Source organism: Sulfitobacter sp. PR48, assembly GCF_028807335.1.
Taxonomy (GTDB): domain Bacteria; phylum Pseudomonadota; class Alphaproteobacteria; order Rhodobacterales; family Rhodobacteraceae; genus Sulfitobacter.
In genome coordinates this window covers 43,170-64,171 of record NZ_JARAMM010000010.1, presented here as the reverse complement: position 1 = coordinate 64,171, position 21,002 = coordinate 43,170, and the positions used below count along the sequence as shown (strand labels likewise).

The 21,002-nt window shown below is 62.7% G+C and carries 20 protein-coding genes; 8 read left to right on the top strand and 12 right to left on the bottom strand.

Annotation, left to right across the window (positions count from 1 at the left end):
- Positions 1-225 precede the first annotated feature (225 nt).
- Positions 226-2,658 carry a molybdopterin-dependent oxidoreductase gene (locus tag PVW51_RS14380; RefSeq protein WP_338019759.1) on the top strand — a complete coding sequence of 811 codons (2,433 nt, stop codon included), beginning with the start codon at positions 226-228 and terminating at the stop codon, positions 2,656-2,658.
- Positions 2,659-2,761: 103 nt separating this feature from the next.
- Here PVW51_RS14380 and PVW51_RS14375 read toward each other — a convergent pair whose 3' ends face one another.
- The 6 genes from PVW51_RS14375 to PVW51_RS14350 are packed head-to-tail and all read right to left on the bottom strand — an operon-like array spanning position 2,762 to position 9,340.
- Positions 2,762-3,049: a cupin domain-containing protein gene (locus tag PVW51_RS14375; protein ID WP_269361031.1), complete on the bottom strand. Its 288-nt coding sequence runs from the start codon at positions 3,047-3,049 to the stop codon at positions 2,762-2,764.
- A gap of 25 nt (positions 3,050-3,074) precedes the next feature.
- Positions 3,075-4,385 (bottom strand): aspartate aminotransferase family protein, encoded by a 1,311-nt coding sequence (locus tag PVW51_RS14370; protein WP_274575739.1) that lies wholly within the window; start codon positions 4,383-4,385, stop codon positions 3,075-3,077.
- Complete coding sequence (locus PVW51_RS14365) at positions 4,382-5,467, bottom strand: phosphotransferase (protein ID WP_274575737.1); 1,086 nt, start codon at positions 5,465-5,467, stop codon at positions 4,382-4,384. The genes PVW51_RS14370 and PVW51_RS14365 overlap by 4 nt, the downstream gene beginning before the upstream one ends.
- Complete coding sequence (locus tag PVW51_RS14360; RefSeq protein ID WP_274575736.1) at positions 5,467-6,756, bottom strand: ArgE/DapE family deacylase; 1,290 nt, start codon at positions 6,754-6,756, stop codon at positions 5,467-5,469. The genes PVW51_RS14365 and PVW51_RS14360 overlap by 1 nt, the downstream gene beginning before the upstream one ends.
- Positions 6,753-8,315 carry an acetolactate synthase large subunit gene (locus tag PVW51_RS14355; protein WP_274575735.1) on the bottom strand — a complete coding sequence of 521 codons (1,563 nt, stop codon included), beginning with the start codon at positions 8,313-8,315 and terminating at the stop codon, positions 6,753-6,755. The genes PVW51_RS14360 and PVW51_RS14355 overlap by 4 nt, the downstream gene beginning before the upstream one ends.
- On the bottom strand, positions 8,312-9,340 hold the full coding sequence (locus PVW51_RS14350; RefSeq protein WP_274575733.1) for a histone deacetylase family protein: 1,029 nt from the start codon (positions 9,338-9,340) through the stop codon (positions 8,312-8,314). The genes PVW51_RS14355 and PVW51_RS14350 overlap by 4 nt, the downstream gene beginning before the upstream one ends.
- 148 nt (positions 9,341-9,488) lie before the next feature.
- Between PVW51_RS14350 and PVW51_RS14345 the strand changes: the two genes are divergently transcribed.
- The 6 genes from PVW51_RS14345 (at position 9,489) to PVW51_RS14320 (ending at position 16,097) form a co-directional block, all read left to right on the top strand.
- Positions 9,489-10,145, top strand: coding sequence for a GntR family transcriptional regulator (locus PVW51_RS14345; protein WP_274575730.1), 657 nt, complete (start codon positions 9,489-9,491; stop codon positions 10,143-10,145).
- A gap of 113 nt (positions 10,146-10,258) precedes the next feature.
- Positions 10,259-11,824 carry an ABC transporter substrate-binding protein gene (locus PVW51_RS14340; RefSeq protein ID WP_269361043.1) on the top strand — a complete coding sequence of 522 codons (1,566 nt, stop codon included), beginning with the start codon at positions 10,259-10,261 and terminating at the stop codon, positions 11,822-11,824.
- Positions 11,825-11,895: 71 nt separating this feature from the next.
- On the top strand, positions 11,896-12,867 hold the full coding sequence (locus PVW51_RS14335) for an ABC transporter permease (protein WP_274575729.1): 972 nt from the start codon (positions 11,896-11,898) through the stop codon (positions 12,865-12,867).
- Positions 12,864-13,703, top strand: coding sequence for an ABC transporter permease (locus tag PVW51_RS14330; RefSeq protein WP_269361045.1), 840 nt, complete (start codon positions 12,864-12,866; stop codon positions 13,701-13,703). Before PVW51_RS14335 ends, PVW51_RS14330 begins: the two co-directional genes overlap by 4 nt.
- On the top strand, positions 13,700-15,322 hold the full coding sequence (locus tag PVW51_RS14325; protein WP_274575728.1) for an ABC transporter ATP-binding protein: 1,623 nt from the start codon (positions 13,700-13,702) through the stop codon (positions 15,320-15,322). The genes PVW51_RS14330 and PVW51_RS14325 overlap by 4 nt, the downstream gene beginning before the upstream one ends.
- 28 nt (positions 15,323-15,350) lie before the next feature.
- Positions 15,351-16,097: an SDR family NAD(P)-dependent oxidoreductase gene (locus PVW51_RS14320; RefSeq protein ID WP_269361049.1), complete on the top strand. Its 747-nt coding sequence runs from the start codon at positions 15,351-15,353 to the stop codon at positions 16,095-16,097.
- Positions 16,098-16,114: 17 nt separating this feature from the next.
- On the opposite strand, the gene PVW51_RS14315 is transcribed toward PVW51_RS14320, so the two are convergent.
- The 4 genes from PVW51_RS14315 to PVW51_RS14300 form a co-directional block, all read right to left on the bottom strand.
- Positions 16,115-16,480, bottom strand: coding sequence for a GlcG/HbpS family heme-binding protein (locus PVW51_RS14315; protein WP_274575726.1), 366 nt, complete (start codon positions 16,478-16,480; stop codon positions 16,115-16,117).
- 51 nt (positions 16,481-16,531) lie between these two features.
- Complete coding sequence (locus PVW51_RS14310) at positions 16,532-16,636, bottom strand: hypothetical protein (RefSeq protein ID WP_274575725.1); 105 nt, start codon at positions 16,634-16,636, stop codon at positions 16,532-16,534.
- Positions 16,615-17,085: a phosphate acyltransferase gene (locus PVW51_RS24315; RefSeq protein WP_443288137.1), complete on the bottom strand. Its 471-nt coding sequence runs from the start codon at positions 17,083-17,085 to the stop codon at positions 16,615-16,617. The genes PVW51_RS14310 and PVW51_RS24315 overlap by 22 nt, the downstream gene beginning before the upstream one ends.
- A gap of 218 nt (positions 17,086-17,303) precedes the next feature.
- Complete coding sequence (locus PVW51_RS14300; RefSeq protein WP_274575724.1) at positions 17,304-18,038, bottom strand: NAD(P)H-dependent oxidoreductase; 735 nt, start codon at positions 18,036-18,038, stop codon at positions 17,304-17,306.
- Between the two features lie 93 nt (positions 18,039-18,131).
- Between PVW51_RS14300 and PVW51_RS14295 the strand changes: the two genes are divergently transcribed.
- On the top strand, positions 18,132-19,019 hold the full coding sequence (locus PVW51_RS14295) for a LysR family transcriptional regulator (protein ID WP_274575722.1): 888 nt from the start codon (positions 18,132-18,134) through the stop codon (positions 19,017-19,019).
- 114 nt (positions 19,020-19,133) lie between these two features.
- On the opposite strand, the gene PVW51_RS14290 is transcribed toward PVW51_RS14295, so the two are convergent.
- Both PVW51_RS14290 and PVW51_RS14285 read right to left on the bottom strand, forming a co-directional pair.
- Positions 19,134-19,484 carry a hypothetical protein gene (locus PVW51_RS14290; protein WP_274575720.1) on the bottom strand — a complete coding sequence of 117 codons (351 nt, stop codon included), beginning with the start codon at positions 19,482-19,484 and terminating at the stop codon, positions 19,134-19,136.
- Between the two features lie 379 nt (positions 19,485-19,863).
- Positions 19,864-20,997 carry a M20/M25/M40 family metallo-hydrolase gene (locus PVW51_RS14285; protein ID WP_274575719.1) on the bottom strand — a complete coding sequence of 378 codons (1,134 nt, stop codon included), beginning with the start codon at positions 20,995-20,997 and terminating at the stop codon, positions 19,864-19,866.
- Between the last annotated feature and the right edge of the window lie 5 nt (positions 20,998-21,002).

Sequence of the window (21,002 nt, the reverse complement as noted above, 5' to 3'; positions counted from 1 at the left end):
CGTCGCCGATGATCCCGATTTTTGGTTGGGCTTCCCCCGCCATCTTTACAGCTTCCTCCCTGGCGGGCGCTTGCGCCCGAACACTTTCCCAAGCTGCACAACTGCGCACCGGGCCCGCTCCACCTCCGGGCCTTGGTGAACATCTTACAACTAATATTTACAACTCAAGTGCTACAACTTGTATAAATATTGACATTCGACTGTCAATCCGATTTTTGTCAACCTGTGACAAGCGGCCCCAGGGCAGGCGAAAATCAAGGGAAGGTCACCGTGAACAAAGCAACACCCAAGAGTCACAGCAGCCATTGGGGCGCATTCACCGCCAATTTCGACGGTGACGCACTTGTCGTTCAGCCATTCAAGGACGATCCCGACCCTTCCCCGATCCTGAAAAACATCCCATCCGCGCTGGCGCATCCATCGCGCCTCTCGAAACCGCTGGTCCGAAAAGGCTGGCTGAACGACGGCCCCGGCCCCGATGACCGCCGCGGCCGCGACACCTATGTAGAGATGGAATGGGACGCCGCACTCGATCTTGCAGCGGCAGAACTGTCCAGGCTGGGTGGCGGCACCGCAGGCCAAAAACCCCGGGGCGAGGTGCCAGGCAAGCATGTGTTTGGTGGCTCCTATGGCTGGTCTTCGGCCGGGCGATTTCACCATGCCCAAAGCCAGGTCCACAGGTTTCTCAACATGGCGTTCGGCGGATATGTTGCATCCGTCGACACATATTCCACTGCCGCCGGGTCGGTCATACTGGACACGGTTGTCGGAAACGCCACCCGGATCACACGTGAAGGCAACTGGTGGGAGCACATCCGCGATCGCACCGAACTGGTCATTGCCTTTGGCGGGTTGCCGCTGCGCAACCTGTCGGTCAGTCCTGGCGGTTCAAGCCAGCACATTGCACGCGACTCGATCCAACAGGGATTGGCGCGCGGCTGCCATTTCGTATCCGTCAGCCCGCTGGACGACGATTTTTCTGCTGCCGGGAACGCAACCCGCATCCGCCCGAGGCCCGGAACAGATACAGCCTTGATGCTGGGCATGGCCCATCACCTGCACGTCACCGGGCAGACCGATGAAGCATATCTTGCACGCTATACCTCTGGCTGGGACGTCCTGCGCGATTATCTGGAAGGCAGGACAGACGACATCGTCAAATCACCCGAATGGGCCGAAGGCATCTGCGGTGTAACGGCCGGTGAAATCCGTCACCTGGCAGACGAGGCGGCAGGCAAGCGTACGCTGATAACCGTCGCATACGGATTGCAACGCGCAGAGAACGGCGAACAACCGGTCTGGATGGCGCTTGCCCTCTCGGCGATGCTTGGCCGCGCCGATCAGCAAGGGGCGGGGTTCACATATGCCCTTGGCTCCATGGGCAATCATGGCAAACCCCCGCTTGCGGTTCCGGTTCCGACGCTCCCGCAAGGGCGCAACCGGTCAGGCGACTTCATTCCCGTATCCCGTATTTCCGACCTGCTCTTGAACCCGGGGACGACCTATACTTATCGCGGAGAAGAGCGACGTTACGCAGAGATTAATCTGGTCTACTGGGCCGGTGGAAACCCGTTTCACCATCACCAGGACCTGGCAAAACTGTCCGAAGCCTTCACGCGGCCCGATACGATCATCCTGCACGAAAGCGTGGGAACGGCGACCACCGCACATGCCGACATCATCTTTCCGGCGACCATCACCGCCGAGCGTGAAGACATCGGCGCCAGCGCAGGCGATCCCTATCTGGTTCCGATGGAAAGGCTGACTGCCCCCTTCGGCGAAGCGAGGGACGACTACGATATTTTTTGTGCCCTTGCACAACGCCTTGGTTGCCTGGACCTGTTCACCGAAGGACGCAGCAGCCGTGGCTGGCTTGAACATATCTATGCAAAAACCGAACGCGCGATGAAAAACCGGGGCGAGAGCGCTCCGAATTTCGCGGATTTCATGACCGGCGGCCCGCTCAAGCTGCCCGTCTCGAAAACCCCCGGCATGATGGAAGCATTCCATCGCAATCCCGAAACCAATGCTTTGACCACCGACAGCGGCCTGATTGAACTTTATTCCGAAAAAGTCGCCGCATCCGGCCTTCCGGGCCATCCTGCATGGATCGAACCCAGGGAATGGCTTGGCGGTACGGGCGCTGAGGCCCGTCCGTTTCAACTCATTGCCAATCAACCGATCGGCAAGTTGCACAGCCAGCTCGATTTCGGGCCAACCAGCATGTCGCACAAGGTGGACGGTCGCGAAGTCGCGCGCCTCAATGACAGGGACGCTAACCGTTTAGGAATTGCACAAGGCGACGTCGTCAAGATCTGGAACGACAGGGGCGCGACGCTCGCGGTTGCCTCTCCAGATCCGGGGGTCGCCTCTGGTGTGATCCAGCTGTCGACCGGCGCGTGGTATGCACCAAGGCATCTGGAGGGTCATGGGCTGGTGTGCCTGAACGGCAATCCCAATGCTGTGACCTCGGACAGGGGCGCCTCCCCTTTCAGCCAGGGTTGCTCGGGTCAGACCGCGCTGGTTTCTGTCTCCCGTATCGAAGGACCTGTTCCAGCGGTGGTGCCCCACAAGGAGATCCTGCCGCGAGAGGATGGAACAGAAGACCAGCTTCGTTCTGAAATCATCGACCCGAGAGGTGTGCCCCTGGATTTATAGGCGCTTTGCCTCCTTACGTTGAGCCGGGCAGTCTCTGCGACGGCATGTCCGGGGTAAAGTGACCCTAAGCAGCAAGTTAGGGACACATACCCGCGAGCAAGGCCTATTTCAGTTCCACCTCGATAAACGCCATCGGGGATGCTCCGCCGTTCACCACATTGTGCTTCACGCCCTTGTCGCGCCGATAGGCCTCGCCGGATTTCACCGTCACCTGACGGACCTCTCCACCTGGGTCTTCCAGCTCCAACGTGCAATCCGTCACGGCGGTGATGACATAATCGTATTCATGCGTATGCCACCCCGTCTCCGCCCCCGGTTCGAATTCGAACCGGGTAACGCGCACCCGGTCGTCCTCGACCAGCGGAACCGCCTTTGCCTGTGGTTTCGACATTGAATTCTCCTTCATGGTTTTCGTGTCAGGCGCCCGCCGCAAAGGCTGCGGCGACGGCGTCAAGGAACATCTGCGCCTCCGCCCGTTGCAGCACCAGTGGCGGGCGGATCTTGAGAACATTGGCCCCCGGCCCCGTCGCGCTGATCAGCACGCCGTTCTGCCGCAGGTGGTTGACGACAAAGGCCGCGCGGTCCGCATCCGGCGCGCCGTCCTTCTCGATCTCGACGGCCAGGAACAGACCTGCGCCCCGGACATCGACGATTCCCGGCACCTGTCCAGCAATGTTGCGCAGACCGTCCTTCAGGAAGGCACCGACCTCAAGCGCGTTGTCCTGCAGCCCTTCGCCTTCGATCACATCCAGCACCGCCATCCCGGCGGCGGCGGCAACCGGGTTGCCGCCGAAGGTGTTGAAATAGCGCGCCTTGCTGCCGAATTCGGCCACCAGACCGGGCCGCATGGCGACACCCGACAGCGGGAAACCGTTGCCCATCGGCTTGCCCATCGTGACCATGTCCGGCACCAGCCCGTGTCGCTGGAAGCCCCAGAACGCTTCACCCGTGCGCCCAAACCCCGGCTGCACCTCGTCTGCGATGAATATGCCGCCTTCTGCGCGGATCAGGTCCACCGCGGGTTTCAGGAAACCCGCAGGATCGGGATAAAGCCCGTCGCTGGAAAACACGGTATCGACGATGAAGGCCGCCGGTTCGATCCCGTCGCGTCGCATCGCCGCGATGGCCTCGCCCAGATCGGCGGCCAGCCGCGCCCCCTGTTCTGCAGGCGGCACGCTCAGGGCGTTCGGCGCCGGGATCATCCGCACCCGGTCACCCCGTGGGACAAAATCACCCAGCGAAGGCGACAGCTCCGACACCGCCTCGGTCAGGCCGTGATAGGCCAGACGGGTCACGATCACCCCCTGCCGCCGCAGATGCGACCGGGTGATGCGCAGCGCCAGATCGTTCGCCTCGGACCCGGTGCAGGTGAACATCACATGCCCCAACGCGTCAGGCATCGTCGCCAGCAGCCGTTCGGCATAGGCCACCACCCCGTCGTGCAGATAGCGGGTGTGGGTGTTCAGCACGCTCATCTGCGCCGTAACGGCCTGCACCACCTTCGGATGACAATGCCCGACGGAGGCGACGTTGTTGTAGCAGTCGAGATAGCGCTTGCCCGACTTGTCCCACAGCCACACGCCCTCGCCCCGCACCAGATGCAGCGGCTCCTGGTAGAACAGTCGGTACGCCGGGCCCATGACCTTTTCGCGGCGCGCGATCAGCGCGGCATCCTCGGAGCCGAGCCCGCCTGAGCGGCTGCTGTCAAAGGCGTTGACCATGGTCATCTCATGTTCTCCCTACGCGACAGGGCCGCCAGTGCTCCTTCGGTGCCGATCCTGTCCAGTGCGTTCAGCCCGCGCAGCGATACGCCCGTGTTGCGCAGGATGTAGGCGGCGTTGTCGGGATACCGCCGCGCGCGCCAGGCGCCGATGGTCAGGCTGGTCGCGTGGCGCAGGCGTATGAGATCGGGCAGCAGCGCGAATTCCACATCCTCCAGCGGCAGGACCTCGGTAAACCCCGCGATCAGCCGCGCCACATCGTCCAGCGGGCGGGCGGTATCGGCGATCTGGTAGGAACAGGCCACGGCAAGATCGCAGACCATCGGCGTCAGCACCATATCGCCAAAGTCGATGATCCCCGTCAGCCGCGTCGCCTCTGCGCTGTCCACCAGCAGGTTGTGCGGGTTGAAATCGTTATGCCCGACCTGCGCCCGCAACGACGTAAGACGCGGCTGGATCTCCGCCTCGAACAGGTCGATCAGCGCTGTCAGGCGGGCGCGCAGAGCAGGGTCGGCCACCGCCTCCAGCATCGGGCGCAGGCGGTGGGCCTGCTGGATGTCCCATTGCAGCACATGTCCCGCCGCCGGGTGCGAAAACCCGCGCAGGGCCAGCGCAAGCCGTCCCAACAGCGTGCCGATTTCGCGGTGCAGGGCACCGCCGCCGGTCGCAGCGCTCAGCACCGTGCCGTCCAGATAGCTCAGCAACCGCACCACATGGGTCTGGCCGGCCGGCAGGCTGACAAGCTCCGAGGCCTCCCCGTTCAGCGACCAGCGCACCTGCGGCACCGGCAAGGAGGGATCAACCGCCGCGATATGCATCAGCGCGGCGGTCTGCATATCGGTCACGGCCCGGTCTTCGGCGGCGTTGGTGATCTTGAGCAGCGCCTGTTCGCCCGACGCCATCGTCACCCGAAAATTCGCGTCCTTCTCGGCTGTCAGCCGGTGCACCTGCCCGTCGACCCCGTAGAGGTTCCGCGCCAGTTCCGCTGCCAGATCGGCGCTGACCGCCGGCGCATCATGAGACAACAGGTCGGCGCGACCTGCGGCGTCCGACAGACCGGACTGCGGCAAGGCGGCGGCTTTGTGCATCAGCCCTCTACCTGCTCGACACCGCACCATTCGGCGATGAACAACGCCATCGCCTGCGTGATCCGCTTGACCGACGGCAGGCTCACGCATTCGTCGATCCCGTGAATGTTGCGCGAAATCGGCCCGTAACAAAGCGCCGGGATCTTGTTGTAGATCGCATAGACCCGCGTATCGAGATACCCTGCCGTCATGAAACTTTGCAGCGGCACGCCGATTGCCGCCTCATGCGCCCTGGCCAGAACGCCCTCGGCTTCGGTTCCCGGCTCCAGCACGTAACCCTCGGCGTAAAAGCCGTTGAACGCGACCTCGGGCGGATTGTTCGACAGGAAACTGTCGGCCTTGGCAAAGGCCGCGATCCGGTCAGTGATCTCGCGCGCCATCTCTTCCGCGCCCTGCCCCGGATAGATCGAGACACGGCAGTCTATCGTGCACCAGCTCGGCACCGAGGAGGCCCAGTCGCCGCCTTCGATCTTGCCGATGTTGAGGTTGATCGGATGCACCTCGTCCTCGAAATGCGCATGTGCGCCCTTGGCGGCGTTCCAGTCCGCCTCGATCTCGCGCAGCGCCGCGATCACGCGGTAGGCGGCGTCGATGGCATTGGCCCCCTCACCCATCTCGCGCACATGCACCGGGACACCGCGCAGCTTGACCTGGAACCAGATCACGCCGGTGTTGGCGCGCACCAGCTTTTCGTCCTCCGGCTCCGGGATCAGCACGGCATCGGCGGTGTAGCCTTCCAGCCAGGTCTGCAGGGCGCCGTTGCCGGTCGATTCCTCCTCGACCACCGACTGCACATAGACAGTCGCCGCCGGTTGCAGCCCGATCCGCCGCAGCGCGTCGAGCGCAAAGAGGTTCGCCGCCGCGCCCGCTTTCATGTCGGCCGCGCCGCGCCCGTACATCCAGTCGCCTTCAACCTTGCCCGAGAACGGCGGATCGCGCCACATCTCCGCCAACCCTTCGGGCACCACATCAAGATGCGACTGCAGGATCAGCGACCGGCCCGTTTCCGTGGTCGGGCGATGAATGCCGACGACGATGGGCGCATCGGAATGATCGTCCGAGAATTTCGACCCGCCCGGATGCGCCTCGATTGCCGCGCGGTCCATGGCGAAGCGGTCAACGGTCATGCCACGCTCGCGCAACGCGCGGAACAGCAGGTCCTGAATTGCATGTTCCCGGCCACGCAGCGACGGTATCTGTACCAATTGTTGAGTGAAGGCCACCTGATCGTCGAAGCCCTCGGAAACGGATTGCAGGATGCGCTCGCGCAATTCGGGGGAAATCGTCATAGCAGCGCCTCTATCAGAAACGGTCCCGGCTCCTTGGCCGCGTCCTCGATGGCCTGGATCAGGTCGCGCACATCCTCGATCCGGCGACCCGGTACACCCATTCCCTTGGCAATCGACACGAAATCCAGCGCCGGACGGTCAAGATTCAGCATGCTCAGCGCGTCCTCGCCCGGTTGTGCGCCGACATTGTGCAATTCACCTTTCAGGATCTCATAGGCCTGGTTGGCGAGGATGATCGTCGTCACGTTCGACCCCTCCCGCGCCTGCGTCCACAGCCCTTGCAGCGTGTACATCGCCGATCCGTCGGCCTGCAAAGTGATCACGGGCCGGTCAGGCTGCGCGATGGCTGCCCCTGCCGACAGAGGGATGCCAATGCCGATGGAGCCGCCTGTCAGAGACAGCCAGGAATTCGGCCGCGCCGCGTCGCCCGCCGCGTAGAGCGCACCGCCCCAGCTGACCGCTTCATCCACAACGATTGCATCCTCGGGCAGCGCCCGGGCAATGGCCGCCGCGATGTTCTGCATCGTGATCGCGCCCGCCGCGGGCCGGTCCGGCATGGCGACATTGGGCGCTTGCGCCGCCGATGCCCCGACCCGGTCGGCCAGCGCCGCAATCGCCAGGGGCCCGTCGCCATCCAGCCCGGCAAGCGTCACCATTTCGCAGTCTTCGGGCAGCAACATGCTCGGTTTGCCGGGATAGGCAAAGAACGCCACCGGCGGCTTGGCGTCGATCAGGATTGCGTGACTGAACGGCGCGAGGCTCGCGATGGCGTCGTTGATCGGATAGGGGATCTTGGCGACCGGGAATCGCCCCTGCCCACGCTCCATCCGCCGGTTCGAGGTCGGCGCGAGGATCTTCGCCCCGGTCTTGTCCGCGATCCCCTGCAACAGGGCAAGCGCGCCAACATCCTCCAGCACCCCGTCGCCCACGATCATCACCGTGCCTGCGCCCCGTTCCAGCGCCGCAACGGCCCTGTCGAGCGCCTGGGCATCCAGCGCGACCGAACCGTCAGACGGCAGCTCAGCCGCCATCACGCCGCCCGCGTCCCAGCCGATATCGGCAGGTGCGATCAGGGTTGCGATGCGGCCCGGCTTGCCCCTGGCGATGCGCAGCGCCTCCATCGCGTCGGCGGCGAAACTGCCCGCATCCTTGCCCGATCGGACCCAGTCCGAGAACGGCGCGCAGGCGCCTTCCACATCCGCAGACAGCGGCGCGTCATAGTGCTGGTGGCGCAGCGCGTGATCGCCCACGAGGTTCACCATCGGCACCCGCGCCTTGCGCGCGTTGTGCAGATTGGCCGCCGCGTTGGCAAATCCGGGGGCGAGGTGCAGCAATGTCACCGCAGGCTTGCCCGCCATCCGCGCATAGCCATCGGCGGCCCCGGTCACGACCCCTTCGAACAGCCCCAGCACGCAGCGCATCAGCTTGGTCCGGTCCAGCGCATCGACGAACTGCATCTCGGAGGTGCCGGGATTGGCGAAACACACATCGACACCCGCGTCATGCAGGCTGCGCACGACGCTTTCGGCGCCGTTCATCATCACCGGATGGTCTTTCATTGGATCGCCTTGCGGAAGGTTGTCAGAAACGCGCGCCCGTTGTCGGCCAGCGACGGGCCAAGGTATCCGCCCTCCTGTACCAGCACTGTCGGAAGGCCCATGTCTGCCAGCTTGCGCGCCATGATGGCGAAACCGTCGGGATAGACCGCGACCGCCGCCAGGGGATCATCCGCCGCCATGTCGAAGCCGAGCGAGACCACCAGCGCCTCCGCCCCGAAGGCACGCGCCGCCGCGATGCCCTTGTCGAGCGTGGCCAGCACGTCATCCTGGCTCGCCCCTTGCTCCAGCAGCAGGTTCAGCTTTGTGCCCGCCCCCGCGCCCTCACCGGTTTCATCGGCGTGACCAAGGAAGAAGGTCGGATAGGTGGCGGGATCGGGATGCAGCGAGCAAAAGAAGATGTCGCCCCGTTCGTACAGAATATCGAGCGATCCGTTGCCGGTGTGCACATCCACGTCGATCAGTGCGACCTTGCGGTACTTTGACGTCATGTGATGCGCCGCGATGCAGGCGTTGTTGAAGAAACAAAAGCCATTGGAACAATCGCGCATTGCGTGGTGCCCCGGCGGACGGCACAGCGCATAGGCCGCCCTTTCGCCCGACAACACCGCATCTGCTGCTGCCACCGCGGATTGCGCCGACCAATAGGCCGCATCCCAGCTGCCCGGCGTCAGCGGCGTGGATGTGTCGGTCATCCACCATCCCAGCTGGCCGTGGATGTCGCGCGGCTCCTTCCCGCGGCGGACACCGGGATGCATCGTGGGGATCGCCAGCGCTTCCGCCCCTGCGCTTTCGACAAAGCGGTCATAGGCATCGGGCAGGAAATCGACGTAGCCGGGATTGTGCACCGCCTTGATCGGGCCGACCCCATGATCGCCCGGCGCTGAAATCTCGAACCCTTCCGACAGCAGCATGTCGCGCAGGATCTCGGCCCGCTGGGGCTGCTCCTGATGCGGCATGGCAGCGCCCCGCCTGAAGTAGACCTGCGGCGCATGGCCCAGCTGTCGCGCGTCGAAATAGACTTTCATCCGGGGGACCTTCCGCCTGTTGTGCAAATTTCGGGCATCGCCCGCTCCGCCGCCGGGCGGTTGGGCAGACTATTGCAGTTAAGATTTGCCGCATCAACAATTTTGATGCATGATGCATCAAAATAGCACCACCGCCAACAGGGGTGAGATGAAAGAACTGAACAAGGATTCGCTGGGTCATGCCATATACGGACGGGTCTCGCAGGACCTGATCCGGGGCAAGCTGCAGCCGAATCAGAAGCTGACGATACGGGGTCTGGCCGACTCGCTCGGGACCAGCTCGACGCCGGTGCGTGACGCGGTGCAGCGGCTGTTGCAGGACAACGCGCTGGAACAGCGCAGCATGCGAGACCTGCGCGTTCCTGTGCTGACGACCGCCGCCTATCTTGAGATCACCGCCATCCGGACAGAGCTTGAAGGCCTTGCCGCCGCCGGTGCCGCCGCAGTCGCGCAGGACAAGGACGTTGCCATGCTCAAACGCATCGTGTTGCGTAACGAAGAGGCATCTGCCGCCGGCAAATGGCCGCTGGCGATTGAAATGAATCAGAAGTTCCACTTCGCCCTTGCGGAAATCGCGGGCATGCCGATCCTTCTGGGCGTTCTGAGCCGCCTGTGGCTGCGTACCGGGCCACTGATCTCGGGCTATTACGCCAAGACCCACAATGACATGGTCGAACAGCACCATCAGATCATCGCCGCCTGCGAAACCCATGATTCCGCTGCGGCCCGCGCTGCGATGCAGGCGGATATCGAAAAACCAAGAGATGGAATTACCCAGTATATCCAGACGCTTGAACAAAAATGACGCGCCTGGATGTGCCATTTCCCAGAAGCTGGCGTGGCACATCAACGAAGAACGGTTCACGCTTGAACTGCATAAACAGTCCCAATGGACATCAACAGACGGGGAAAGAAACTATGCTAAGACCATTCAAGATCATCGCCGCAATCGCGGCCCTGGCGCTTGCGGGGCCGCTGGCCGCGCAGGACGGGGAACCGCAGGCGGGCGGCACGCTGAACGTCGTCATCCAGCCGGAACCGCCGGGGCTGATGCTGGGCATCGTGCAGAACGGCCCGACCCAGATGGTCGCGGGCGACATCTACGAAAGCCTGCTGCGCTATGACTTCGACCTCAAGCCTGAAGGGCAGCTGGCCGAATCCTGGGAAATCTCGGAGGACGGCAAGACCTATACCTTCAAGCTGCGCGACGGCGTGACCTTCCACGACGGGGAGCCCTTCACCTCCGAGGATGTGAAATTCACCATGGACGTGTTCCTGCGCGAAACGAACCCGCGCACCCGTACCTACATGGACCGGGTCGAAAGCATCGACACGCCCGACGATCTGACGGTCGTGTTCAACCTCAAGGAACCCTTCGGCCCCTTCATCGGGATCTTCGAACAGGGCACCGCGCCGATGATCCCCAAGCACATCTACGAAGGCACGGATTTCGTGAACAACCCGGCCAACAACACGCCAATCGGCACCGGCCCGTTCAAGTTCGATGAATGGGTCAAGGGCAGCTACATCCACCTCGTCAAGAACGGCGATTACTACATGGAGGGCAAACCCTATGTCGATGAGGTCTATTACCACGTGATCCCCGATGCCGCCTCGCGCGCGGTGGCCTACGAGACCGGCAAGGTCGACGTGCTGCCCGGCGGTTCGGTCGAAAACTTCGACGTGCCGCGCATCCGCGAGCTGGAAAACACCTGCATCACCGACCAGGGCTGGGAATACTTCGGCCCGCTGTCGTGGATCTGGATCAACATGAACAACAAGCCGCTGGATGACGTGAAGGTGCGTCAGGCGATGATGCACGCGCTGGATCGCAACTTTGCGAAGGACGCGCTGTGGAACGGGCTGGGCAAGGTCGCAACCGGCCCGCTCTCCTCCTCCACCCGCTTTTACGCCGGGGATACACCTGACATCGGCTATGACCCCGAGAAGGCCAAGGCGCTTCTGGAAGACTCCAGCTACAACGGTGAAACCATCCGCCTGCTGGGCCTGCCCTACGGCGAGACCTGGCAGCGTTGGGCCGAAGCGGTCAAACAGAACCTGACCGAGATCGGCATGACCGTCGAACTGGTGCCGTCGGACGTGGCGGGCTGGAACCAGAAGGTCGCAGACCGCGACTTCGATCTGGCGTTCACCTACCTCTACCAGTACGGCGATCCGGCCCTTGGCGTGTCGCGGACATACATGTCCACCAACGCCGAGCCTGGTTCGCCCTGGAACAACGTGTCGAACTATCAGAACCCCGAGACGGACAAGATGTTCGACGAGGCGGCGCTGATGGCCAACCCGGACGACCGCATGGCGGCCTACAAGAAGATCCAGGATCAGATCGTCTCCGACGTGCCGAACCTGTGGCTGCTGGAGCTGGGCTTCCCCACGATCTACCGCTGCAACATCAAGAACCCGGTCAATTCCGCGCTTGGTGTGAACGACGGCTTCCGCGACGTGTGGATCGACAAGAACTGAGGGCATTTGCCTGACGGTCCGGGCCGCTTCATCGGCCCGGACCCCACCCATTATCTGACGGGGCGAACTGCGTGATACGTTTCATTCTGGGCAGGCTGGTCAAGGCGGTTTTCATCCTGCTGGCCATCCTGGTCTTCAACTTCCTGCTGATCCATGCCGCCCCCGGCGACCCCGCCGCCGTCATGGCAGGCGAGGCCGGTGCGGCGGACGAGAAGTTTCTCGCCGATCTGCGCATTCGCTTCGGCCTTGATCAGCCTCTCTACATCCAGCTCTGGACCTATCTGAAAGGCGCCGTGATGCTGGACCTCGGATTTTCCTATCGCCAGCAGATGCCGGTTGCCGATCTGATTGCCAGCCGCCTGCCCGCCACCCTGCTGCTGACCGGCGTCGCCTTTGTGCTGTCGCTGGTGCTGGGCGTGATCGCCGGTGTCGCCGCCTCCGCCCGTCAGGGTTCCTGGGGCGACACGATCATCTCCACGCTGGCTCTGCTGTTCTATGCCACGCCGCTGTTCTGGGTCGCGCTGATGGCGTCCCTCGTGTTCTCCGTCTGGCTCGGCTGGCTGCCCGGTTTCGGCTACTCGACCATCGGCGCGGGCTATACCGGTCTGGCCCATGTCCTCGACGTTGCCAAGCACCTGATCCTGCCCGCGACCACGCTGGGACTGTTCTTTACCGCGATCTACATGCGCATGACCCGCTCTTCGATGCTGGAGGTCAGCCGTCTCGATTTCGTCAAGACGGCGCGTGCCAAGGGCCTCAGGCGCAGCGTGATCCAGCGGCGGCACATCCTGCGCAATGCGCTGCTGCCCGTCATCACCCTGGCGGGTCTGCAGGCGGGTCAGATCTTTGGCGGCGCGATCCTGACCGAGACGGTCTTTGCCTGGCCCGGCATCGGCCGCCTGATGTTCGAAGCGATCAGCCAGCGCGACTATGCCGTGATCCTTGGCGTCTTCTACATCTCGGGGGCCATGGTGCTGCTGTTCAACCTCATCACCGATGTCGTCTATGTCATCGTTGACCCGCGCATAAGGCTGACCAAATGAAGGATTTCTGGAAACGCTTCCGCTACAACCGCGGCGCGGTGATCGGGCTGGTGATCCTCGCCCTTGTCATTGTCACGGCCATCGCCGCCCCCTTCCTGTTCCCGCAAAGCCCGTGGAAGATGGTGCAGCGCCCGTTCCTGCCGCCCTTCAGCGACGATGCGCTGTGGCTCGGCACCGATGCGCTGGGGCGCGACGTGCTGTCGGGGCTGGCGCATGGTGCCTACGTGAGCCTGCTGGTCGGCCTCGTCTCCACCATCGTGGCACTTGCCATCGGCGTGCCTGTGGGCGCCCTGGCGGGCTATTTCGTGGGCCGCACCGATGACATCCTCATGCGCTTTACCGAATTCTTCCAGACCATCCCCAGCTTTGCGCTCGCCATCGTGCTGCTGGCGATCTTCCAACCCAGCCTGACCTACGTGATCATCGCCATCGCCATCGTTTCATGGCCACCGGTCGCCCGCCTCGTGCGCGGCGAAGTGCTGAGCCTGCGCACCCGCGAATTTGTTGAGGCGGCCACCCTGCAAGGCCTCGGCAACACGCAGATCATCCTGCGTCACGTCCTGCCCAACGCCCTGCCCTCGATCATCGTGCTGGCCTCGCTCATGGTGGCACAGGCGATCCTGCTGGAAAGCTCGCTGTCCTTCCTCGGCCTCGGCGATCCGAACATCATGTCCTGGGGTTACATGATCGGGGCCGCGCGCACCGTGATCCGCACCGCCTGGTGGCTGTCCTTCCTGCCGGGCATGGCGATCCTGCTGACCGTGCTTGCGCTGAACCTGATCGGTGAGGGCCTGAACGACGCGCTCAATCCGCGCCTGACGAGGAAATCCGAATGAGCCTGCTCAGCATCCGCAATCTGGACATCGCCCTGCCTGAAGGCGCCGACCGTCCGTTCGCCGCCACGGCCATCGACTTCGATCTCGCAGCGGGAGAAATCCTGTGCATCGTCGGCGAAAGCGGCTCGGGCAAATCCATGTCCGCCAATGCCGTGATGGGCCTGCTTCCGCAGGGCGTGAGGGCCACCGGCGGCACGATCACCTTCGACGGGCAGGAGATCCTCGGCCTGCCGGAATCGAAAATGATGGCCCTGCGCGGCAAACGCTTCGCGATGATCTTCCAGGAACCGCTGAGCGCGCTGAACCCGTTGATGCGCGTCGGTGCCCAGATTTCGGAAGTCTTCGAGGCGCATGGCGAACTGACCTCCTCCCAACGCCGGTCCCGCGCGCTGGAACTGCTGGAGGAGGTCGGCATCCCCGACCCGGAGGCGGCGATCCGCGCCTATCCCTTCCAGCTGTCCGGCGGCCAGCGCCAGCGCGTGATGATCGCCATGGCCCTCGCGTTAGAGCCTGATATCCTGATCGCGGACGAGCCCACAACCGCGCTTGACGTGACCACGCAGGCGCAGATCCTCAAGCTGATCGAAGACCTGCGCCAGTCGCGCGGCATGGCCGTCATCTTCATCACCCACGACTTTGGCGTCGTTGCCGACATTGCCGACCGCGTCATTGTCATGCAGACCGGCGAAATCGTCGAAACCGGAACGGCGGACGAGGTTCTGCTGCATCCAAGGCACCCCTACACCCGCGCCCTGATCGACGCGATCCCGCGCCTGACCCGCCACACCGAGGGCGACAAGACCCCTGGCACCCCGGTCATGCGGGTCGAGGGCCTGAGCAAGACCTATACCACCGGCTCCGGCTCCTTTTTCAAGAAACCCCGCGTGGTCCGGGCAGTACAGGATGTGACCTTCGACCTATTCGCGGGCGAGACCATCGGCATCGTCGGGGAAAGCGGTTCGGGCAAATCCACCGTCGGGCGCTGCATCGTGCGGCTGGTCGAACCGGACAAGGGCCGCGTTCTGATCGACGGGGCGGATATCGCGCCGATGTCGGGCACCGAGCTGCGTGACAAACGCCGCAAGATGCAGATGATCTTTCAGGATCCGTTTTCGTCCCTCAACCCCCGCGCCCGCGTGTCGCGCATCCTGACCGAGGGGCTGATCGCCTATGACACGCCAAGGGCCGAGGCGATGGACAAGGCCCGCAACCTTCTGGAACTTGTCGGCCTCGACGCCTCGGCGATGGACCGCTTCCCGCATGAGTTTTCCGGCGGACAGCGCCAGCGCATCGGCATCGCCCGCGCGCTGGCGCTGGACCCGTCGATCATCATCGCGGACGAGGCCGTGTCAGCGCTCGATGTGTCCATCCAGGCGCAGGTGCTGGACCTGCTGGCGGATCTCAAGACGCGGCTGAACCTGTCGATGCTGTTCATCACCCACGACCTGCGGGTGGCCGCGCGGATCTGCGACCGGATCATCGTCATGCAGAAAGGCAAGATCGTCGAGGTCGGCCCGACCGCCAAGGTGCTGCACGATCCCGACACCGCCTATACGCAAAGCCTGCTGGACGCGATCCCGGGGCAGGACTACGAACGTGCCTTGACCGCAGTGGAATAATCCCCCTGCCCCTTTGATTGGACAATCCATGGCCGACAACGCCCCGGAGAAGAAGACCCTTCTGCTGACCGGCGCCAGCCGCGGCATCGGCCACGCCACCGTCAAGAAATTCGCCAGCGAAGGCTGGCGCGTGATCAGCTGTTCCCGGCAGCCTTTCTCGCCGCAATGCCCCTGGCCGGGGGGCGCGCGCGATCACGTACAGGTGGACCTGAGCCACCCCAGCCAGATCATGGAAGCGGTGGAACATATCCGCAGCCTGCTCGACGGCAACGCGCTGCACGCGCTGGTCAACAACGCGGGCATCTCGCCCAAGGGGCCGGAGGGCGAGCGTCTCAGCACGCTGGACACCGACCTGCGGGTCTGGGGCGAGGTGTTTCACGTCAACTTCTTCGCCTCCGTCGTACTGGCCCGCGGGCTGCAGGACGAGCTGTCGCGCGGCAAGGGATCGGTGGTCAACGTGACCTCGATCGCCGGTGCGCGGGTGCATCCCTTCGCCGGGGCCGCCTATGCCACGTCCAAGGCGGCCCTTGCCGCCCTCACCCGCGAGATGGCGCATGATTTCGGCCCCCTGGGCGTGCGCGTCAACGCCATCGCCCCGGGAGAGGTCGACACCAGCATCCTCAGCGAAGGAACCGACAAGATCATCGCGACCCTGCCGATGCGCCGCCTCGGCCAGCCCATGGAAGTCGCCGATGCGATCTATTTCCTGTGCTCCGATCAAAGCTCCTACGTCACCGGGGTCGAGATCGAAGTGAACGGCGGGCAACATGTGTGATGGCACCGCCGCCAAACTCAACCCGCATCGGCTTCTAACCCGACAGCATTGATCGCAGCGATTATTTTTCCCTGCTCACGGATCAAGACGCCACCGGGCACCGCTATCAGGTCACCATTTTGCAGTGTCGTCTCGGCCTGATTGAAATAAGGCTGTTCCTGCGCAAGTTCATAAAGCGCGCGTGACCCCAACCCCATTGCAATTGCGCCCTTCGCTTTGCCCTGAGCAATTTCAGCCCTCAAATTGCTGGTGCCGTCTTCGCGCTGGAGCGCAACAAGGTGGCCGCCCGCGTCAATGACAGCAACAGTCATTGGCTTGGCTCCTCGTTTGCGACGACACTCCAGCGCGGTCGAGATCAGTCGATTTGCAAGGTCAAGATTCATGGCGTTATCCGTAGCTTGTGACATCTGTGCTGGCGAGCGTGGCGATATTGATCAGCCCGCGCTGCCATAGATCAGCACATTCGCCCGCCCCGTCAGCCGGTTGTTCGGCAACAGGCGCGCGCGCAACTCGGTGTTCAGCCCCAGTTCCGTGTGCATCTCGCCTTCGTATTCAAAGTCAGGTCGTGATAGCTGCGCCAATAGTCGTCGTAACGCGGATCCTGTTCCGGATTCACAATCTCAAAATCGCGGCCCGCAAAGATCTGCAAATCCATCTGGTCCTGCCGCTGCGCGATCACATCGGGACGCCCCACAAGAATCGGCGTGTGTATCCCCTCTACTGGCAATCCCTGCACGGCGCGCAACGATACATTGTCCAGCCAATAGGTTCCGGTACAGATCGCGCAGCCCACCATGACAACATTTTTCTGTGCTGCCTGCATCGCAATGATCTGATCAATGGCGCGACCGAACTGATCCAGACCATCCGTCACCGCCAGCAAGAGGATCTGCCCCGCTTCTGTCAGGATAGCGGGGCGCATGCGACGGTCGAGCAGAGCCGTGTCGTCGGGTGACTGGGATTGCCAGGCGACTGACCTGTTGGGCATTGCGGACCATATGTTGAAAAGTCGCAGCTGACCGAAAGTTTCTGACCCTGTCGCGGCGTGGACAGATGTGCTGATCGGGCGAGGTCTCATGTCCGCGACTTCGCCCGTGGTTTATCAAGCGGATGAACGCTCTGGCCCGTTTTCACCCAGCCAGCCCCAAAGGGACGAACGTTTGTCGTCAATGTCGATCCAATGCTTCCTGATTGTGACTGATCCTTTCAACCCTTGAGGTTCAGGGCGCGCCCGTCCTCATCCCAGTCATGCCAGCCGGGAAACACCAGTGGTTCGGCCCTTTCGATTTTGCCAAGATGACACCGCCATTCATCGAGGTTCTGTGCCAGACGCTTCTTCAAGCTGTCCGCACCTTCATAGCAATAGCCGTGCCCCTGGACGCCAAAGGAAATGAACGGCGGCAAAACCGAAAAACCCATGTAGTGCAGTGAATATTGCAGCGGCCAGAGCATGGTATCAAAATCCCCGCCCCGGCTGCCGGGCCCGAAAGCCTGGCGCGGCGCGCCGGTGGTGACAGAAAGCACCGCGCGCTTGCTCCGGAAATGACCGCTGTCATAGCGCTTGCTGCTGGAGTAGAGGCCCCCGCTGACGAACACCCGGTCAAACCATCCCTTGAGGATTGCAGGCGGACCGTGCCACCACAGGGGAAATTGCAAGACAACCAGATCGGCCTGTTCGAGATTGGCAATTTCAGTCTCTATCACGCCCGGCAATGTGCCGTTTTGCCACGCGTGCCGTTGCTCGTTCAGCGCGGCAAAATGCGCCATGTCCGCGCGATCGGGATAATTGGCGGGCTTCTCGACCGGGTCGAAACCCGATTGGTAAAGATCGGATATCGTGACGGTATCGCCGCGTTGTTGCAGCGCCTGCTGTGCCGCTTTGGTCAGGGCCCCATTGTAGGATGATGGTTCCGGATGGGCATGGATGATGTGCACATGCATCTTTGGTCACCTGCTGTTTGCCAATGTCTCAGGAACATCTATTGTTCAATCCTGTTTTCACAGCTGACGAATCTGCAAGGTAATATTGCACGGATGAACAACGAGCTTGACTGGGGTGACTACCGGATCGTGCTGCAAATCGCCGACGCCGGATCAATGAACAAGGCCGCGCGGCTGGCAGGTCTCAGCCATCCAACTGTATTTCGCCGGATCAATGTCATCGAAGCCAAACTGGGCGTCCGTCTGTTCGAGCGTTTCAGGTCAGGCTACCGGCCTACAGCCGCCGGAGAAGAGATCGTTGCCATAGCGCGCCAGATTGCCGATCTGACAAATGAGACCGAACGACGTCTGTCGGGTGGTGATCTGCGCCCCTCCGGCGTGGTGCGGATTGCCACCACAGACACTCTTTTACACGCATTGCTGACCCCGGTGCAGTCAGAGTTCCGGAGGCTGGCACCCGAAATCGTGCTTGAGATCAGTGTATCGAACGAAATATCCGACCTGAGCCTGCGCGAGGCCGATATCGCCATCAGACCCGCAGCGGCCCCGGCAGAGCATCTGGTCGGGCGCAAACTGGGCGTCATACGGCAAGCTGTATATGGGCGGCATGATCTGCAGGCAAAGGGTGCGGTGACGGACCCTGATCAGCCTTTGGCATGGATCGGACCAAGCCCGGCGATGCCCTATCCTCAGTTGCATGCATGGATGAAAAATCACGCCAACGACAAGATGGTCGTCTGTCGGATGAACACCGTGCTGGGCATCTATGCCGCGGTACAGGCCGGCATTGGCGTCGCGGTTCTGCCTGCTTACCTGGCCGGGCGCGACGCCAGGCTGACGCGCCTTGGGGATGATATAGATGAGATCGCCGTTGATCTGTGGCTCCTCACCCACGCCGACCTGCGGCACACGGCGCGCGTGCGTGCGGTTTTGGATTATCTGGCCAATTCCGATTCCATCCGGGCACAGCTTGAACCTTGAAGAACTAATGCCGAAAGATAGCGCTCGGCACCCGTACCTCACCCATCGTTTCAAGCGCAATGCGGTGGCGTCCGCGCCACTGCAAAGGGATTGGCATCTTGCTGGTTTCAGATATCAGGTTTCCGCCAAAAACTGATTGGCCCGCTGCGTCACCGTTTCCAGCACCCGCCGGGTTGTGTCGAGATCATCTGCCGGAAGCTCGGCGAAAAGGCCGCTGGTAATGCCGCGAATTGCGTCGCGCAGGGGTTCAAACACCGCGCGGCCTTCAGCAGAAAGGGCAAGAGCGCTGTCGCCTTCGATGTGACCGCGCTGGATCATTGCATGCAACAGGTCCGCTTCATCGCCAGGCGCAACCACCTTGGCCGCGGCGATCTGCCGGAGCAGGGTGGCCTTATCCGGCGCGGTGGCCCCGGACACTATTGTCAGGGTCACCCATTCTTCAAAGCGCAGTCCGGCGCGATCCAACTGGTGTTTCAGAAGCGCTTGAAGCGTGCGTTCGGCCTCGCCGATAAAGCGGGTAAGCGGAGGGGTTGGTTTCATGTTGGTCTCTACTGGTTGAGGATTTTTTGCGGTTCAATCTGACTTTTGATGCAGGTGCGGTGAATTTGCCAGCCGGATCCGGGGTCCAATGCCCGATGACCTCTGCCTGTGGCTCCAACTCGTCGCGGCGCCGACGGCCAGAACCGAAAGCGCCGCGCGTCGTCAAACGGCGTGCAAAATGACTCGCGGTGGGAACCGGTGGCATTTGCATTTGACCGGCGGGCCCGGCATCCGTTCTGCCCATTCACAGTTCAAGTTGCCGACAATCGCACCGGTTTAACGTGGCATCGCCTTTTGATCCATTTCAAGCCAGCCGCATCAACAGCCCCGCCATCAGCTTTGCCCGCGTGGTCAGGCTATCCACCTGAATATGTTCGTTCAGCGTATGCAGCCCCGCGCCCAGAACCCCCAGCGAATCCAGCGTTGGAATACCCATGGCGCCGGTGAAATTGCCATCGGAGCCGCCGCCCTGACTGCGGCCCTGCATCTCAAAGCCAAGCTCTTTGGCAATGTCCTTGGCGATGTCGAAAATCTTCGCCGTGCCGGGCGTGTCGGGCCGCCAGACCGGGCGCGTCACGCCGCGTTCGACGATGAATTCGACACCGTTCATATCCCCCTGAAGCGCCAACATGCGTTCGACCCCGGCATCAAGGTCTTCCTGTTTCTTGGCCATGCTCAGCGCCTCTGCCGCGCAGGAGGAGGAGACACAGTTCACCCATTGACCCGCATGGATCACCCCGACGCTGAAGGTGCAGTCCGGTCCGGTCATATCCTCGATCTCGCCGATCTTGCGGGCCATTGCGGCGATGGCGGACTTGCCATCGGAGAGACGCGCACCCGCGTGGCTGGGCTGGCCCTTGGTCATGAGGTTGAAACGCGCGATGGCATAGCGGCCGATCGTCACGCCGCCATCGTCATGGCCCGGTTCGGGCACCAGGACATATGCATTGCGCCCGGCCTCGGCCTCGATCAAATCACGGGTGGACGGGGTGCCGACCTCTTCATCCGGGGTGAACAGGACCGTGACGGGCAAGGGCGTCTGAAGACCCGCGGCGATCAGCTTTCGGATCGCGTCGAGCGCGATATAGTTACCGCCCTTCATGTCCATCAAGCCGGGGCCGTAGCAGATATCTCCATCGCGTTTGAACGGCAGGACATCCAGCGTGCCGATGGGATGCACCGTATCCATATGCCCCGAAATCAGGATCCCGGGTTTGCCCATGTCGGGATGCGGAAACCGTGCCCGGACCGAGCCGCCAAAACCCATCCGCCCGGGAATACGCTCGACCGTCGCGCCAAGCGCGGCCATCTCGTAGGCCGCAATGTCCATCATGCGGTTGACGGCCGCCGCGTCAAAAGTGGGGCTTTCACATTCGATCCAGGGTTTCAGCCCGGTCAGCATCTCATCCGTGTCAAAGGGGAGTTCGAGAGGGTTCATCACAT

What these genes read in the sequence shown, in the direction of transcription:
- PVW51_RS14365 (WP_274575737.1), bottom strand. Translation starts at nt 5,467, where the DNA reads ATGCACAAAGCCGCCGCCTTGCCGCAGTCCGGTCTGTCGGACGCCGCA.
- PVW51_RS14310 (WP_274575725.1), bottom strand. Translation starts at nt 16,636, where the DNA reads ATGCACACGGAACTGGGGCTGAACACCGAGTTGCGCGCGCGCCTGTTG.
- PVW51_RS14340 (WP_269361043.1), top strand. Translation starts at nt 10,259, where the DNA reads ATGCTAAGACCATTCAAGATCATCGCCGCAATCGCGGCCCTGGCGCTT.
- PVW51_RS14370 (WP_274575739.1), bottom strand. Translation starts at nt 4,385, where the DNA reads ATGACCATGGTCAACGCCTTTGACAGCAGCCGCTCAGGCGGGCTCGGC.
- PVW51_RS14350 (WP_274575733.1), bottom strand. Translation starts at nt 9,340, where the DNA reads ATGAAAGTCTATTTCGACGCGCGACAGCTGGGCCATGCGCCGCAGGTC.
- PVW51_RS14375 (WP_269361031.1), bottom strand. Translation starts at nt 3,049, where the DNA reads ATGTCGAAACCACAGGCAAAGGCGGTTCCGCTGGTCGAGGACGACCGG.
- PVW51_RS14360 (WP_274575736.1), bottom strand. Translation starts at nt 6,756, where the DNA reads ATGACGATTTCCCCCGAATTGCGCGAGCGCATCCTGCAATCCGTTTCC.
- PVW51_RS14300 (WP_274575724.1), bottom strand. Translation starts at nt 18,038, where the DNA reads ATGCATGTGCACATCATCCATGCCCATCCGGAACCATCATCCTACAAT.
- PVW51_RS24315 (WP_443288137.1), bottom strand. Translation starts at nt 17,085, where the DNA reads ATGCCCAACAGGTCAGTCGCCTGGCAATCCCAGTCACCCGACGACACG.
- PVW51_RS14320 (WP_269361049.1), top strand. Translation starts at nt 15,351, where the DNA reads ATGGCCGACAACGCCCCGGAGAAGAAGACCCTTCTGCTGACCGGCGCC.
- PVW51_RS14315 (WP_274575726.1), bottom strand. Translation starts at nt 16,480, where the DNA reads ATGAATCTTGACCTTGCAAATCGACTGATCTCGACCGCGCTGGAGTGT.
- PVW51_RS14295 (WP_274575722.1), top strand. Translation starts at nt 18,132, where the DNA reads ATGAACAACGAGCTTGACTGGGGTGACTACCGGATCGTGCTGCAAATC.
- PVW51_RS14330 (WP_269361045.1), top strand. Translation starts at nt 12,864, where the DNA reads ATGAAGGATTTCTGGAAACGCTTCCGCTACAACCGCGGCGCGGTGATC.
- PVW51_RS14325 (WP_274575728.1), top strand. Translation starts at nt 13,700, where the DNA reads ATGAGCCTGCTCAGCATCCGCAATCTGGACATCGCCCTGCCTGAAGGC.
- PVW51_RS14285 (WP_274575719.1), bottom strand. Translation starts at nt 20,997, where the DNA reads ATGAACCCTCTCGAACTCCCCTTTGACACGGATGAGATGCTGACCGGG.
- PVW51_RS14345 (WP_274575730.1), top strand. Translation starts at nt 9,489, where the DNA reads ATGAAAGAACTGAACAAGGATTCGCTGGGTCATGCCATATACGGACGG.
- PVW51_RS14355 (WP_274575735.1), bottom strand. Translation starts at nt 8,315, where the DNA reads ATGAAAGACCATCCGGTGATGATGAACGGCGCCGAAAGCGTCGTGCGC.